Annotated in this window: 11 protein-coding genes; 1 reads left to right on the plus strand and 10 read right to left on the minus strand. The window is 61.5% G+C overall.

The annotated features are described in order from the left end of the window. Positions 1 to 3 precede the first annotated feature (3 nt). Entirely contained in the window at positions 4 to 1,215 is a 1,212-nt protein-coding gene (locus tag C0606_02810; GenBank protein PLX39462.1) for a D-alanyl-D-alanine carboxypeptidase, read from the minus strand. Positions 1,216 to 1,362: 147 nt separating this feature from the next. After that, positions 1,363 to 3,063, minus strand: a complete 1,701-nt coding sequence (locus C0606_02815) for a septal ring lytic transglycosylase RlpA family protein (GenBank protein PLX39463.1) — start codon at positions 3,061 to 3,063, stop codon at positions 1,363 to 1,365. 466 nt (positions 3,064 to 3,529) lie between these two features. Here C0606_02815 and C0606_02820 point away from each other — a divergent pair, with 466 nt between their 5' ends. Then, positions 3,530 to 4,363 carry a nucleoside triphosphate pyrophosphohydrolase gene (locus C0606_02820; protein PLX39464.1) on the plus strand — a complete coding sequence of 278 codons (834 nt, stop codon included), beginning with the start codon at positions 3,530 to 3,532 and terminating at the stop codon, positions 4,361 to 4,363. A 123-nt stretch (positions 4,364 to 4,486) separates the two neighbouring features. On the opposite strand, the gene hflX is transcribed toward C0606_02820, so the two are convergent. The 8 genes from hflX to C0606_02860 all read right to left on the minus strand — a co-directional run bounded on the left by hflX (position 4,487) and on the right by C0606_02860 (position 16,349). Continuing rightward, a complete protein-coding gene (gene hflX, locus C0606_02825; GenBank protein ID PLX39465.1) occupies positions 4,487 to 5,905 on the minus strand; it encodes a GTPase HflX in 1,419 nt (472 codons plus the stop codon). A gap of 12 nt (positions 5,906 to 5,917) precedes the next feature. Beyond that, positions 5,918 to 6,163, minus strand: a complete 246-nt coding sequence (locus C0606_02830) for an RNA chaperone Hfq (protein ID PLX39466.1) — start codon at positions 6,161 to 6,163, stop codon at positions 5,918 to 5,920. Positions 6,164 to 6,339: 176 nt separating this feature from the next. Beyond that, the gene (locus tag C0606_02835) at positions 6,340 to 7,203 is read right to left on the minus strand and encodes a D-amino acid aminotransferase (GenBank protein PLX39467.1); all 864 of its coding nucleotides are present in this window, start codon (positions 7,201 to 7,203) and stop codon (positions 6,340 to 6,342) included. Positions 7,204 to 7,381: 178 nt separating this feature from the next. After that, entirely contained in the window at positions 7,382 to 8,848 is a 1,467-nt protein-coding gene (locus C0606_02840) for a hypothetical protein (protein ID PLX39468.1), read from the minus strand. Positions 8,849 to 8,858: 10 nt separating this feature from the next. Further along, complete coding sequence (locus C0606_02845) at positions 8,859 to 10,235, minus strand: Trk system potassium transporter TrkA (GenBank protein PLX39469.1); 1,377 nt, start codon at positions 10,233 to 10,235, stop codon at positions 8,859 to 8,861. Positions 10,236 to 10,411: 176 nt separating this feature from the next. After that, positions 10,412 to 12,388 (minus strand): hypothetical protein, encoded by a 1,977-nt coding sequence (locus C0606_02850; GenBank protein ID PLX39470.1) that lies wholly within the window; start codon positions 12,386 to 12,388, stop codon positions 10,412 to 10,414. 351 nt (positions 12,389 to 12,739) lie between these two features. Continuing rightward, positions 12,740 to 14,104 carry a sigma-54-dependent Fis family transcriptional regulator gene (locus C0606_02855; GenBank protein PLX39471.1) on the minus strand — a complete coding sequence of 455 codons (1,365 nt, stop codon included), beginning with the start codon at positions 14,102 to 14,104 and terminating at the stop codon, positions 12,740 to 12,742. Beyond that, entirely contained in the window at positions 14,097 to 16,349 is a 2,253-nt protein-coding gene (locus C0606_02860; GenBank protein PLX39676.1) for a PAS domain-containing sensor histidine kinase, read from the minus strand. The genes C0606_02855 and C0606_02860 overlap by 8 nt, the downstream gene beginning before the upstream one ends. Positions 16,350 to 16,479: the final 130 nt, after the last annotated feature.

Below are 16,479 nucleotides of genomic sequence, written 5' to 3' on the forward strand. Positions count from 1 at the left end.
CGGTCAATACCACAGGCCGGCGAGCGCTTCGATCAGTCCATCCCGGGCTTTGTCGCCGAAGTCGCCGACAGGCATCGATTTCGCCGCATAAAGCGGGATGTTCTGGACGATCGCGCCCTCATGGGTGACCTCGAGATGCGCGATCTCGTCGCCTTCCTTCACCGGCGCCGGGATCGGTCCGCGATAGACGACGCGGGCCTTGTAGCCCTTGCGGGTTGCGAGCGGCAGATAGGCCTTCACCGCGCCGCGCCCGACGACGGGGACATAGGTTTCTTCTCCGCCGAACACGCGGACTTCACCCACGGTTTCGCCTGCGGCAAAGAGCTGAACGTCCCCGAAGGAAGAAAACCCCCATTCGAACAGGGCCTTCGCCTGCTTCTCCCGCTCTTTCTTCGACGGCAGGCCGTAGAAAGCGAGAATGAGCCGCCGTCCGTCCTTGACCGCAGAGGCCACGGCGCCGAGCTCCTTGATGCTCGCTCCGCCGACCATCAGGCCGTCAATGCCGAAATTGCCCTCGATCAGGCTGTTCTTGTTGCGCTGGTAGATGTCGTTCCAGGTGAAATCCGGCTGTGAAAACATCGGATAGAATTGCGGATACGTCTTGATGATGTGGTTGGCGAGCTCGGCCATTTCGCGCGCCGTGACGTTCATGCGCTCGTCTTCATAGCCCATCGGATTGGTGAAGCGGGACCGCCGCAAACCCAGTTCCGTGGCCCGCACATTCATTCGTTCCGTAAACGCCTGCTCGGAGCCGGACAGCCCCTCGGCAAGCGCAATCGCCCCGTCATAGGCAATGTGAACGATCACGCCGCGAATGAGGTCGATCACCGGGACTTCCGATTTCAGCTTCGCGAACATCGTCGTCCGGCCCGCCGGTGCACCGCCTGTGCGCCACGCATATTCGCTGATCGCGATCGTCTGATCCTGGGTGAGTTCGCCCTTCTTGAGAGCGTCGAACACCACTTCGAGCGTCATCAGCAAAGCCATAGACGCCGGCGGAAAAAGCTGATCGGCGTTCTTGGCGAAAAGAACGGCGCCGGTCTCGGATTCGATCAGGACCGCTTGCTTCGCGGCCGTCTCGAAGCCTTGCGCCTGCGCGCGTGGCAAGCTTGCCGATGCGCCGGCAATCACGCCGAGCGCGACAAGGAATAAATGCGCACAAAAGCGCACAGGACCGCGGACCTGCCGGCTCGATACTCTGAAATACACGTCCACCCTTCCGGCGAACCGGAAGCCTCCTCAACGTCCACCGGGTTTCCCAACCGACTCCCAAGGGTCGGCAGAGGTTCCGATTGGCGCAAAGCCGCATACGTCTCCGGCCCTCAGCCGCAAACGCTCCCCGACGTCAAGTATAGCGAGTAATCAGTTTCCGTCACGCACGATGCGCGCGCCACGCGCACCCAGAGCCTCGGCCGCGCGAACGGCATCGTCGGCACGGATCCCGGGTGCGAAAGCCGCCACGGTGACCGCCGTAAGCATTTGACCATTCATGGAAACCGGCCGGGATTCCACCGTGCCGAAGCGCGCCAGTTTGCGTTCGAGACGAGCAACATTGGCACTGTCGCCGAACACCCCGACCTGCACTTTTTCGTGAGACGGCGTGGCATTCGCGACACGCATCTTTTCCTGACGCTCGGCAAGCGCGCTCAGCGGAATGCTGTCGCTGGCGACACTGGCAACCATCTGGTGCGCAGCAGAGATGCGCTGGTTGGGCGCAAAGAACAGGGCGCCCGCGACCGTCGGAGACGAGGTCGAGCCGGAGCTGATCAGCACCATCGGGCCCTTTACAGAAGCACTCGATCCTACCGAGGCCGGCGGCAGCGGATGGAACGGTCCGCCGGTTCCGCCGACGGCGCTGGCCGGCAGCGTACCGAGATTGCGCGGCGGAGCGCCGACCGTTCGCACCGGTGCGGCTTCGACCGACGCAGTGCGCACGGTCTTCACGCTGACAACATCCGCGCGGGCGGGTTTGGCGGAAACCGGAGCGTTGATCGCGACGGTGCGAACGCTGCGCGCATCGACATCGGGACGCGGGCCCGCCGGAAGTTCAGGCTGGGAGAGCGTGTCGGGGCTGTAGGTGCTGGTCGCACTCGACAGACGGCGAGGTTCCTCCGGCTTTTGTGCCGCGGGCTCGTCAATTTTCGGAAGGGCAGACTCCGCCTCGCCGGCCATCTCGGCAGGCGCGGCGTTTTCAAGCGAGGCAACCATCACGCCCGAATTCGGGTTCGGCTGGCTGAACGCGGTCGCCGGATCGTAGGCAACCATGACGGTCTGCGCGGGCACGGTGAACGGCCGCATCGGCGGCATCGGCAGGCGGCCGGAATTTGCCGCAACCGGCGCCAGATCGTCTATCCGCGCAAGCATGGTGCCCGGCACCGTCGTGCCCGGTGCGGTGATACCCGCCGGCAGCTCGTCGCCGATGCTCCTCTGCCCCGGCCCCCGGTATGAAGCCACGAGGTATTCCGTGTCGCGGCCATGCAGCGGCGCCTTGCCAACATAGTCGACATGCACCTTGGCCACGCCCTTGCTCTTGTAGTCGAGCATCTCGGCCGCGCGCTTCGACAGGTCGATGACGCGCTTGCCGTGGAACGGTCCACGGTCGTTGACGCGAACCACGACCGAACGGTTATTGGCTAGATTGGTGACCCGCACGTAGGACGGCAGCGGCAGCGTGGGATGCGCCGCCGTCAGGCTGTTCATGTCGTAGACTTCGCCATTGGCGGTCAGACGGCCATGGAAAGCGGAACCGTACCATGACGCCCTGCCGGTCTTGGAATAGTTCGGCTGATGTTTCGGCCGGTACCACTTGCCGGCGACCTTGTAGGGCTTGCCGACATGATAGCGTCCACCACCCTTGCGCACTTTTTCGCCGGCATCGGCGACGCGCGGGCTGGCTTTGACGCCGTATTTCTTCTCAGAGAAATATTCCTTGGTGCTCGATCGGCTCGCCGTCTTCTTCGGCGTCGACGCGCAACCGGCAACGGCAATCACGGCAACCGAAGCGGCGAGCGCGAACGCAAGCTGCTTCAGAGACACACCACGCGTGGCGCGAGCCGGAGCCATGGAAGAAATGTTGGTGTCAGTCATACCGCCCTACTCGATACGCTTGTCGGCTTGATGCACCGGTGCTGTTCGTCGACTGCGTGACGGGCCAAAAGCTGTCCATGCGATGAATTCCAGACCGGTCGATGATAACCGCAAACGCCCCTTAAAGCGATCCTAGACAACCTCACCCATCGTCCAGTTCACAATTCGCCCGCGACCATTACAGCATCGTTAAGGATGCTTCGTTCGGATTCGAAGCCTCCGCTTAAGGTTACCGAATTATGACCAAATGCGGCAACAGTACGGCACTGCAGCATCCGCACGGGTTGCGAAACGCCGCACGCCCGAATTTCTCTCGATTTCCCACGATTTCTTCCTCGAAGCGCCAGCGACCTGTGGACCGTCGCCAAGGCGCCTCGCACTTGGCGCTACCCTTTGCTAGCTTCGCGCCACAGACTTCTTTCTCGCAACCCAGGACGATCTCATGAAGCCGTCGCGCGATATTGCCCGCCTCCTCGAAATCATGGCGGCGCTCCGCACCCCCGTCACCGGGTGCCCCTGGGATCTGGAACAGGACTTCTCGACCATCGCGCCGTACACGATCGAGGAGGCCTATGAGGTCGCCGACGCGATCCATCGCGGCGATACGGACGACATCTGCGACGAACTCGGCGATCTCCTGCTGCAGGTGGTTTTCCATTCCCGCATGGCCGAGGAAAAGGACATCTTCGATTTCGGCGATGTCGTACACGCCATCACCAGGAAGATGATCCGCCGCCACCCGCATGTCTTCGGCGACCAGAAGCAACACGAAGCCGGCATGTCGAAGGCAATCTGGGACGCCATCAAGGCCGAAGAGAAAGCGGAAAAGGCTGCCCGTCACGCCGCGCACGGCACAGCGGAACGGGCACCGAGCCTGCTCGATGACGTGCCGATCTCCCTGCCCGCTCTGATGCGCGCCGAAAAGCTTCAGCGACGCGCCGGTACCGTCGGCTTCGACTGGAACAGCGTTCCCTCGGTCATGGACAAAATGCACGAGGAACTCGGCGAAATCGAAGTCGAACTGAATGCGCCGGAGCAAAGCAAGGACCGCATCGAGGACGAGATCGGCGATCTTCTGTTCGTGGTCGCCAATCTGGCGCGCCATCTCCACATCGATCCGGAAAAGGCGCTGCAGCGGACCAACGAGAAATTCCGCACCCGTTTCCGCCACATCGAAACGCGCCTTGGAGAACAAGGCTCCACATTGCAGGACGCCAGCCTCGACGAGATGGAAGCGCTGTGGCAGGAAGCCAAGACGGCCCCAAAGGGCAAGTAAATACAGAACCTTGGTGGAGTTTTCTGCCTTAGAAAGCGCCCGGTACGCGTGCGCAACAGCCGAGAAGCCGGAAAGCTCATATATTAAATGAAGAAATTCCTATAACATACGAGCGCAAGGCAATTATTCGTCAACAAGAAATTCGTCTGTTGTAAGGTAGGACGAAAACCGTTGCCGGAACTCGCCGGCCTGTCGCTTCGACACGCGAACACGCAAATGCAGGTCGAGGTCCTCTTCCACCCGCTCGACCACTTCGGTGTGCCGGTACAGCCAGGCAAGCATCGCGCCCTCGCTGACGGGCAGCGTCAGATCGACCGAGATGTGGTCGGCTGTCAAACGCTCGTCAATAGCCGCGACAAGGGCGTCGATCCCCTCGCCCGATACGGCCGATACCGCAATGACCGAAACGCGCCCCGGCGTCTCCTTCGACGCCTGCTCAAGCAGGCGGTCGTGTTGCTCGGGATCGAGCCGGTCGATCTTGTTCCAGACTTCGATGACCCGCTTGCTGTCGCGGCTGTCGATATCAAGCAGCGCCAGCGTCTCGGCAACGTCATGCGCCTGCGCGGCGTTGTCCGGATGACTGATGTCGCGGACATGGAGAATGATGTCGGCTTCGACGACCTCTTCAAGCGTGGCGCGGAAGGCCGCAACCAGATGGGTCGGCAGGTCGGACACGAAACCGACGGTGTCGGACAGGATAGCCTCGCCACCATGCGGCAGAGCGACCCGCCTCAGCGTCGGGTCCAGCGTTGCGAACAACTGATCCTGCGCCGTGACCTCGGCGCGTGTCAGCGCGTTGAACAGCGTCGACTTTCCGGCGTTGGTGTAGCCGACCAGGGCAACCACCGGCTGCGGCACCTTCTTGCGCGCCCGCCGGTGCAATGATCGGGTGCGGCGAACCTGCTCGAGATCTTTCTCAAGCCGCGCGATGCGCTCCTGGATCAGCCGCCGGTCGGCCTCGATCTGTGTTTCGCCGGGACCGCCCATGAAACCGAAACCGCCGCGCTGGCGTTCCAGATGGGTCCATGAGCGCACCAGCCGGCTCTTTTGATAATTGAGGTGGGCGAGCTCGACCTGCAGGCGCCCTTCCTTGGTCCGCGCACGGGCACCGAAGATTTCCAGGATAAGCGCGGTCCGGTCGACGACCTTGGCGCCCCACGCCTTTTCCAGATTGCGTTGCTGGATCGGCGTAAGCGCATGGTCGACGACCACCAGCGAAACCGACTCGACCTTGATGATCGCGCCGATGTCCTCAACCTTGCCCGAGCCAAACAGCGTCGCCGGGCGCGGCGCGGAAATTCGCACAAGCTGGGCTTCGACGATGTCGAGATCGATGGCGGAGGCAAGACCGACGGCTTCCTCGAGCCGCGCTTCAGGCGCACGCTCAACGTCTGTCCCGTCTGCGTCGGTCTGGATTGCACCGTGCTGCCGCCCGGTCAGGATCGGGACGAGTACAAGCGCGCGCGTAGCACCACCCTCACCGTCGGAAATTTCTTCCGACGGCACATCGTGGTCCGAGACAGGCCGATCAGTCGGCTTCAATCAAACTCAGTCCTACTCGCCAGCCTCGTCACCGGATTCAAACAGCTGAACCGGCTGGTTGGGCATGATGGTCGAAATGGCGTGCTTGTAGACGAGTTGGGAGTGCCCGTCGCGGCGAAGCAGCACGCAAAAATTGTCAAACCACGTAACCACACCCTGCAGCTTCACGCCATTGATGAGGAAAATGGTGAGGGGGATCTTGTTTCTGCGAACGTGGTTGAGAAAGGTGTCCTGGAGGTTTTGCCCGCGGTCCGCCATCTGATTTTTTTTCCTAATTTTGTTCGTTTTGTTTTTCGAACTTCCAGCCTGTGCGAGCCCTGCCCCTGAACCCGCGTACATTGGCATCCTATGTACATCAGGCACCGGCTTTCGAAATCATACGCAACACGTACGCGGAAGGAAACTCCCCCCGACGCAAATGACCGTCACCCCGATCATAGCGGCGTCTGCTCAACATTGTCATGAAAATGCTGGCGTAAACTAATTGTGATCGACCCTGGTTGCCCGTTACCAATGGTCGCATCGTCGATCTGAACAACCGGCATGACGATCGTGCTGGCAGCCGTCATGAAGGCTTCGCGCGCGCGCTTGGCCTCTTCCACGGTGAATGCCCGCTCCTCGACCGCAAGCCCCAGCTTTGCCGCCATATCAAGGACGCCTGTACGCGTGATGCCCTTCAGGATGCCCGTATCCGCCGGCCGCGTGACCAGGACGCCATCCATAGTCACGATCCACGCATTCGTCGAGCCGCCCTCTGTGACATACCCGCCGGCATCGACCAGCCACGCCTCGCGCGCACCCGCTTCCCGCGCCGCCTGTTTGGCAAGCACGTTTGGCAACAGACCGATCGTCTTGATGTCCACCCGCTCCCAGCGATTGTCCGGGCGGGTAATGACGCGCACGCCTTCAGCCGCAATCGCCTCGGCCGCGGTCCGGTTTCCGGGCTGTGCCGTCATCACAAGACTAGGACGCACCGGCTTGGTTGGAAAATAGTGATCGCGCGGCGCGACCCCCCTCGTGACCTGGAGATAGACCGAGCCGTTGCGGACTCGATTCCTACGCACGACCTGATGCAGAACCATCGAAAGCGCCTTGCGCTCCATTGGCATGGCGATCCGCAATTCCCGCAAGGACCGCTCGAGCCGGTCGAGGTGGCGGGTCTCGTCCACGACCATGCCGTCGCGAATCTCGCACACCTCATAGACCCCGTCGGCAAACTGGTAGCCGCGGTCCTCGATGTGCACCACCGCCTGGCCATGCGGCACGTAGCGCCCGTTCACATAAGCCGTACGGGTCATTGGATCCTCACATCATTTTCATGACGACCCGGTGAGACAGGCCGTGCTGGACACCGCCACCCTGACGTTCGACAAGGTGCCGGTCCGCTTGGGAGACGTCGCATCGTAGCGCGTATCCGGGCCGCGCGAAAAGACCGAAACGCAGCACACGATCGCCTTCATCGCGGCCATGCTCGGTTTAGCGATGGTACCAGTAGGTTCGGTTGATTGCGCCGAAAAGGGCAAGGATCTCAATGCGGCCAATGATCATCAGAAAAATCGCAAAACCTTTTTCCCAGCTTTCGAAGGCGCCGAACAACGGCCAGGTGCGAATGCCTTCCTGCCAAGCACTCTCATAGATCGGCCCGCTGTTGCTGAGCAGCGCGACAGCGGCGAGGATTCCCCCTTCCGCGTCCGGCATGTTGAGCGACAGAATGATCGCGGAAATCAGAACCACGCCTGTAAGGACGGCAAAGGAACTCCAGACCGCCTTCATCATCTGGATATCGTAGGCCTGGCTGCCGAAGCGCGCCGGCCTGATCCCGTGCGGATAAAGAATCCGATCGAGTTCGCGGAAGGCCTGAACCAGCATGCCGCCAAAGCGATACTGCTTGAGCCCGCCGGCGGTTGAAAACGCACCGCCACCAATCATCGCGATGAAAAGAACGAGCGGGAATGCGAGTACGGCAAAACCGCCTTCGCGCACCTCGAAGCCGGTTGTCGAGACCAGCGACACCGCCGTGAACACCCCTTCGCGCAACGCGGTCAGCGGCGGCAGCACGTCGGCTGAGCCGGCGGCGCGGAACAACACGAAGGCATACACCACCCCGAGCACCAGCGCGGTCCCGATCACGAAGTAGCTCTCCCGGTGCTGCAGCAACATGTGCCAGCGGCGTTGCACGAGCATGCTGTGCCAAAGAACGCTGGTTGCCCCGATGATCATGAACAGGCAGAGCCACAGCTGCGCGCCAGGCCCCGCAGTGTCGGCGATGGTGCCGTCATGCGGCAGGAAACCGCCGGTCGACACGGTGGTGAAGGTAAGGCATAGGGCATCGAATATCGGCAGGCCGGCAACCATCAGCCCGACGAAGCAGGCAAGCGAAACAGCGCCATAGCCGATTGCCGTTTCCTGCAGCAGGTGTTCGATGCGCCTGTCGTCCTGGCGTCCCGAGGCTTCCAGCAAGCGAATGTGGCGGTTCGGCAGGCCGCCCACCCCGGCCGGCGCCAATATCATGAGGATCGACAGAAGCGTCAGAAACCCGCCGAGCCATTGGAGTTCGCAACGCCAGAAAATCAGCGCTTTCGGCAAACTCTCAACGCGCGTGACGACGCTCGCGCCGGTGGTCGTCAGGCCCGACACAGCGTCGAATAGGGCGTCGATGAAGGAAAGCTCCGTCGCCACCACCATCGGCAGCGACGCAATCAACGGCGTCGCGACCCAGATGACGACGATCAGCGAATAGCCGCCGGCATTCGCAAGCCGCCGCCCTTGCCCCGACAACGCGAAAGAGGTTGCCCCGGCAACGAACACCGTCAGCGTCGCCACCAGCGCGAAATCCTGCATCACACGCATTTCGCCGAACGACGCTGCGACGAACACCGGCAACAGCATGGCGACGGAGAGCCCCGCGAGGATGCTGGCGAAATAGTAGAGGATGCCGGTCATCGCAGACGGCCTAGAAGAACTCGAGGCTGACGCGGAACATCTGCTCGACCTGCCGCACGCGCCCGGCGACGGCAAAGATCACCACGCGGTCGCTCGCCTGAATCTGCGCGTCGCCGCGCGGAATGACCACCTTGCCGTTGCGGTAGATCGCGCCGATGCGGATGCCGTCCGGCAGATCGAGATCGCGCAGCGGATGACCGACCAGCGGCGACGTCTCCAGCGCCTCGGCTTCGATCACTTCCGCGCCGCCATTCTGCAATGAGTGAACGCCGCGGATGCGGCCACGCCGCACATGGCGCAGCACCTTCGACACGGTCACTGCGCGCGGGTTGATATGCGCGTCGATGCCAAGCGCATGCGCGAACGCATGATAGCTGGTGTTGTTGATGAGGCAGAGATTGCGCCGGCAGCCGAGTTTCTTTGCCATAACACTGGTGAGGATATTGACCTCGTCGTCGTTGGTCACGGCGATCATGGTGTCCGACTCGTGGACGTCCGCCTCACGCAGGATCTCCTGATCGAGCGCGTTGCCGTGCAGGATGACCGTGCGCTTGAGCTGGTCCGCAATGCCGATCGCGCGATCGCGCGACGCTTCGATGATCTTGACCTTGGCCCGTGCCTGACGCTGTTCCAGCGCGCGCGATACGTAGAGACCGATATTGCCGCCGCCGGCGATAACGACCCGGTTCGCCTCCGGTTCCTCATGCCCGAAGATTCCGAGCGTGCGGGCAACCTGGTCACGCCGCGCGACCACATAGACGAGGTCGCCGATTAGCATCGTGTCGTTGATGCGCGGCACGAACAGCCGCTGATCGCGGAAGATGCCGACGACAACCGCGCCGAGATCGGGGAAAAGCTCCGACAATTGCCGTATCGGCGTATCGATAACCGGGCAGTCCTCATCGCACATGATGCCGACCACGATGACCTGATCATCTGCGAAACGCACCGTCTCGACCGCCCCCGGCAATGCCAGCCGACGCAACACCATCTCGCCCACTTCGATTTCCGGCGAAATGATCACATCGATCGGCAGGTGGTCGCGCGAAAACAGATCTTGCCAGTGCGGCTGCAGGTAGCTTTGCGAGCGCACACGGGCGACCTTGGTCGGCACGTTGAAGAGCGAGTGCGCAACCTGGCAGGCGACCATGTTGACCTCGTCATACAGGGTCACCGCAATCAGCATGTCTGCCTGATCGGCGCCAGCCTGATGCAGCACATCAGGATGCGCGCCGTGCCCGACAAAGCCGCGCACATCGAGATTCTCTCGTACCGCATTGATCAGATCCGGTGAGGAATCGATCACCGTGACGTCGTTCTGTTCGGCCGAAAGTTTCTCGGCGATACCGTAACCAACCTGCCCGGCGCCACAGATTAAGACCTTCATGAAGATCCCTCTTGCTTCGTTGCCGCTGTTTTACCGCGCCGCCGAACAAACGCAAACCGCGATCTTGGCAGCTTCGCGAAAAGGCGTCTTCGGAAGACTTCCCCGATCCCATCACGAACGAAAAAGGGCGAAACGTTTCCGCTCCGCCCCTCGTCCCGGAATGCGACAACCTGACCCTACCCTTCGAGGTAGCGCTTGAGGATGTCCTCGGCGATCGGCTTGTCGAACTTCACACCGCCGCTGATGCCGTCCGACCAAACCGCCGTGCCGGTGATTTCCCCTTCATCATCGAGTTGCACCTGCTTGCCGACATCGTCCTTGGTCAGACCGGTAACGCCCGCCCCGCCACTCGACATATTGCGCAGTTCCAGTTTCTTTTCGGCGTCGCCGACACGGGTCTTCAGTTCTCCTCGGGCAACCTTTCGCCGATAGGTGCGACGATCGATATGCGCCAGTTCGCCGAACAGCATGTCGGAGAGTTCATCGAGAACGGACAGGACTTCGCTGCTTGCCTCGTTGAGGACGTTGAGCCCAGCCATCGAGGCTTCCTTGTCGCCGCGCGCATGCGCATCGAGCGTTTCTCGCGCGGCATCATGCAGGCGGCGATGCGGTGCGGCGAGTTTCGCGAACGCCGGAAGATCCCGGACTTCGCTGTCTTTGATCGATTCGTACCAGCGGCCCAGATTGCAACTGATGTGATCGGGCAAGCCGGCACCGTCGAGCGTCTCGGTACCGAGCAGAATGTCGACCACGCGCTTCTTGAACATCACGTGGTCGATCTTGGCCATCTCGCAGGTGGCGCGATGCGAATCCGTCTTGAACCAGTACTTTGCACTCTCGGAGAAGCGCTGGTTGCTGCTGTGCAGTTTGCCGGCCATGCGCACCAGCCGCTCTTCGTTTTCCGATGCCGTATCGGCGACCCGGTCAATGCTTTGCGATATTTCGACACTGGAGTCCTTCTGCTGCTGCAGAATACCGGCAATATCGCTCATCTTGACCGAGACATTGCCGACCTGTTCGGCGATCTGGTCGATCGTCGAGGCCGCGTCCTGAATGGCATCCTGGCCGGCAACCACCGCGTTTTTCGACTGCTCCATCGTTGAGAGGATCGCATTCATACCGGTGCGAAGCGAGGAGACCCGCCGCGCGATATCTTCCGTGGAGCGCGAGGTCTGGGTCGCGAGGCCCTTCACTTCCGACGCAACGACGGCAAATCCCTTTCCCGCCTCGCCGGCCCGCGCCGCTTCAATCGTCGCGTTCAAGGCAAGCAGATTGGTCTGCGCGGCAATATCCTCGATAACCGTCAGCACCTGGCCGATCTGTTCGGAAGCCTTGGAAAGCTGATCGACGCTTTGCGCGGTCTCGTCGACGGCTTCGGCGATATTGGCAATAGATTCAGAGACTTTCGAAACCGCGTTCCGCCCGGCACTGACCGTATGATCGGTCTCACTGGCGTCCGCCGCCGCCCCTTCGGAGTTGCGGAAAATCTCCTCAACCGAAGCGACCAGCTCGCTCGCCGCCGCCGAGATCGTCTGCGAGTTGACGCTGACCTCACGGCTGTTGCCGGACAGATAGGCCAGATCGAGCGCCACCTCGTTGACATCCGAAACCGTATTGGCGAGGTTTTTCAGGTTGTGCAGGTCGCCCTCATGCTCGACCTCGTTCGCCTTCTCGGCAATCACGCCATCCTCATACGCACTGTTGGACAGGATCATGTCGTAAAACGCGCGGTAGATCAGAGTCTTCAGCGCCTGATTGAGCTTCTTCGGGCGCATCCGATACTTCTCGGTCAGCACTGGAACGAAGCGGATCAAAAGCCAAGCGTAGGCCGACATATACCACGTCGAGTTGACCCCGATCCGGGTGTGTGTGTTCCCGATATTGACCGCTCGGCGTCGATATTCTTCGGTAAGTTCATCCTGAAACAGCAAGGACCAGTGATTGATCTGCGCCTTCTTCAGGGTCTCGACGTCATTGTGGTCGGAAATGATCTTCGAGAGTTCGGGAAATTTCTGCAGTTCGTCATAGAAATCCGCAAGGTCCTTCTGAATATCCCTCGACAGGTCACCCCAGACCGTTTGTGCGTTCTCTTCCCCAAGACCCGCGGTGCGAATAAATCCTGCGACCTGCTCCGACTTCGCACTCATCACCATTCTCCCTGCCACATCGAGACCCCAGCGACTCGCGCGCTTCGAAGGAAAGCGGACGAGTTGCCAGTATTGATTGCGTGGAAGTGGTTAACGCCAAGTTATAGTGCGGAATATTTGCCCAATATCCGTTAGGGGTTGAATCCTAGGTGCTGCAAATACGGAATCTCGAACAAAATAACCTTACGTAATGTGTGGTTTTCGAACTATTTAGCAAAAACGACGCATTAATACATTACGTATACGCCCTAATTTGGTGCGCATGCCTACTATTCCCAGCCGGACGCCGGCACAGGTCAGCTTTCGTGGATGAAGCGCCGCATCGGTTTCGCGGCGATGAATGGCGCGGAGGCGCCGTTAGCCGAGGCCCAGCGACTTCAGCTTGCGGTGCAGCGCCGAACGCTCCATGCCGACGAATTCCGCGGTGCGCGAGATATTGCCTCCGAAGCGATCGATCTGCGCCTTGAGATAGTCGCGTTCGAAAATCTCGCGCGCTTCGCGAAGTGGCAACGACATGAGGTGGTCGCCACCACTGTTCGAAGACAGCGACGGCAGCATCGCGCCGATCTCCGCCGGCAACAGATCTGCCGTGATGGTCGCGTCGGGATCGCCGCGTGTCAGAATCAGCAGCCGTTCGACATTGTTGCGAAGTTGGCGAATGTTGCCCGGCCAGTCGTGCGCCTGCAGCACCGCCATTGCGTCATTGCCGATATTGCGCACCGGCATCCCGGTCGAACCTGACACCTGCTGCATGAAGAACTGCACCAGCTCGGGCACATCCTCCCGCCGTTCCGACAGCCCCGGAACTCGCAGCGGCACGACGCTCAGACGATGAAACAGGTCCTCGCGGAAACGGCCGTCGGCGATCTCCGCCTCGAGGTTTCGCGCACTCGAAGAAATTACGCGAACATCGACATGAACCCGTGTCGACCCGCCGACGCGCTGGAACTTCTGTTCGACCAGAACTCGCAGGATCTTGTTCTGCGTTTCGCGCGGCATATCGGCGATTTCGTCGAGATAGAGCGTCCCGCCATGAGCCTCTTCAAGCGCGCCGACTCGCGCGACGCCGCCCTCGGTTTCGGTGCCGAACAGCTCCTCTTCCATCCGGTCCGGCGTGATGGCGGCGGCATTCAGCGCGACGAAGGGACTGCTGTCGCGGTGTGACAACGCGTGGATCGTGCGCGCGACGAGTTCCTTGCCGGAACCCGACGGACCCGAAATCAGAATTCGGCTGTTGGTCGGCGCCACGCGCTCGATGGTTTGGCGCAGCTGGTTCATCACCGACGACGAGCCAACCAGTTGTCGCGCCTCACCGCTACGCTGGCGAAGCTCCTTGACCTCGCGCTTCAGCATCGAGGCTTCGAGCGCACGTTCCGCGACCAGCACCAGCCGGTCCGCCTTGAACGGCTTCTCGATATAGTCATACGCCCCGCGGCGGATCGCCGACACCGCCGTTTCGATATTGCCGTGGCCGGAAATCATCACGATCGGCAGGTCCGGGTGCCCGGCCTTGATCTCGTCGAGCAACGCCAGGCCGTCGAGCCGGCTGCCCTGCAGCCAGATATCAAGGAACACCAGAGACGGTCGCCGTTCGGCGATGGTCGCAAGCGCCGAATCCGCATCGCCTGCAACCCGCGTCCCGTGCCCTTCATCATCGAGAATGCCCGCGACCAGTTCGCGGATATCAGCTTCGTCGTCGACTATGAGAATATCGCTAGCCATCGTTTTCCGACCGTTCTTCTGGGCGTTGCTGATTGTCTTCGGAGTCTGCGTTGACGTCGTGCGCGGCAAGCAGCAGCCGCACCATCGCACCATGCCCGCCTTCGGCGACCGCGGGCGCGTCGAGCAACTCGATGCAGCCACCATGCTCTTCCATGATCTTGCCGACGATTGCCAGGCCAAGGCCCGTGCCCTTCTTGCGCGTCGTCATATACGGCTCGAGCAGACGTCGCCGGCTTTCGACCGGCAGCCCGATACCGTTGTCGATTATGTCGACGACGAAGAAATCCCCGTCGCGATAGGTCCGGACATGAATCTTGCCCGGCCGCTGCTCTTCCGCCGGAACCGCCTCAACCGCCTCGGTGGCGTTCTTCACCACATTGGTCACGGCCTGTGTGATCAGCCGGTGATCGAACGTCGCCGGCATCGGCTTTTCGGCAAATTCCGTCGTGATCTCGATTTCCGGGTTGCCGACCGTCTGCAGGAACACCGCTTCCGAGACCGCCTCGGTAAGGTCCCCAGGCGTGATCGCCGCTTTCGGCATGCGGGCAAAGGCGGAGAACTCGTCCACCATGCGACCGATATCGCCGACCTGGCGGATAATCGTGTCGACACATTGATCGAAGACCGCCGTATCGTCCTCGATCTTGCGCCCGTAGCGGCGGCGCAGGCGCTCGGCCGAGAGCTGGATCGGTGTCAGCGGGTTCTTGATCTCATGCGCGATCCGCCGCGCGATATCGGCCCAGGCCGAGGCACGTTGCGCCGAGACCAGATCGGTAATGTCGTCGAGCGTGACCACGATTCCGTGTTCTTCGCTCGGCGACCGCTCGTTGGTGGCCCGCACCGAAATGATGCGTTCCCGCCCGTCGCGTAAAAGCGTGATCTGCTCGAGACGTTCCCGTGACGTGTCGCTGCGCGCCTCTTCCACGATGTGCCGCAGTTCCGGCACCGTATCTTCGATCGGATGGCCGATAAGAAGCGCTTCGTTGACTTCCAGAAGCTCCACCGCGGAGCGGTTCGCAAGGGTCACCGATCCGCCCTCGTCGATACCGAGAACACCGGCCGTGACACCCGACAACACGGCCTCGGTGAAGCGACGCCGACGGTCGATCAGTTTGTTTGCCGCAAGCAGCTCACCACGTTGATGGCGAAGCTGGCCTGTCATCGTATTGAACGTCGAACCGAGCCGCGCAAGGTCGCCCTCACGCCCGTTGATCGGCAAGGTGACGTCGAGATTGCCGCGCGAAATCTGGTCGGCGGCACCAATCAGCCGACGGATCGGCGCAACCAGCCGGTTTGCGAAGCCAAGCCCGATCCAGATCGAGACGAGCAACAGAACCAGCGCGACGCCGATATAGACCAGCCCGAACGCGACCTGCACGCCGAACCGGTTTTCTTCCATCTGCGAGTACTCGTCGGCGTTTTCCTTGGCCAGACGCAGATATTCGATCACCCGCGGGTCGAGCATGCGCACGACATAGAGATAGGTGTCCTCATAGGCCGCAAGCTTCACGACGCCGCCGACGAGATTGGACGGCCCGGGCGCGATCAGGACCGGTTTGCCGACAGCCGACTGGCTGATCGCCTGCGGAGGCGGCATCAACACGTTCATTTCGGGGTTGAGGACCGCGCTGGTGATCACCTTGCCGTCAGGGCCAACGAGATAGGCCGCCGGCAGCAGACGCAGCGACGCCTGTGTCTGAAAGAACGTGTCGAACCGGCTCGGCTCGTAGTCATAGAGCTGCTTGGCACGGTCGACATCCGCACCCATGGCGATCAGGTCGCCGCGAAGCACATGGGCGTGTTCCTGCAGATAGGCATTGGCCACCGTCAGCGCGTTGGAAACGATGCCCCGCGTTCGGTCCTGAAACCATCTGTCGAGACCCTGGTCGAGCGTGATCGACGCTGTGATCGCCACCACGATCGCCGGGAATGCCGCGATCACACTGAACAGCGTGACAATGCGCACATGCAGCCGCGCCGCCGCACGACCGCGCCGACGCGCCCGCACCAGGCTGAGAATCTCCCAGCCGATGGTGCCGATAAGCACGACGGCAAGGATCCCGTTGATCGCCATCGCGACCCGCACGACGGTCTTGGTCGGCGGTATCGTCGTCGACCCCGTCAGGATCAGGAAGGTGATCGCCAACGACACCAGCGTGACGATGACAATGACGAGACCGAGCGACCTCACGCTTAGCCAGCGTTTGGCTGGCCGCGAATCCTCGTCGTCACTATCTCCCGGCAGCGGCGGATTCTGATGCGGGACTATTTCGTCCACGAGGCAATCCCTGCAGATTTGCTATGACATGCCGGCGACTGGCGGGAGCCAATCGGCATTTCGGCACAAGAAACACGCCCCAGTTCCGCCGGCGAAG

Source organism: Hyphomicrobiales bacterium (assembly GCA_002869065.1).
GTDB lineage: Bacteria > Pseudomonadota > Alphaproteobacteria > Rhizobiales > Rhodobiaceae > Rhodobium.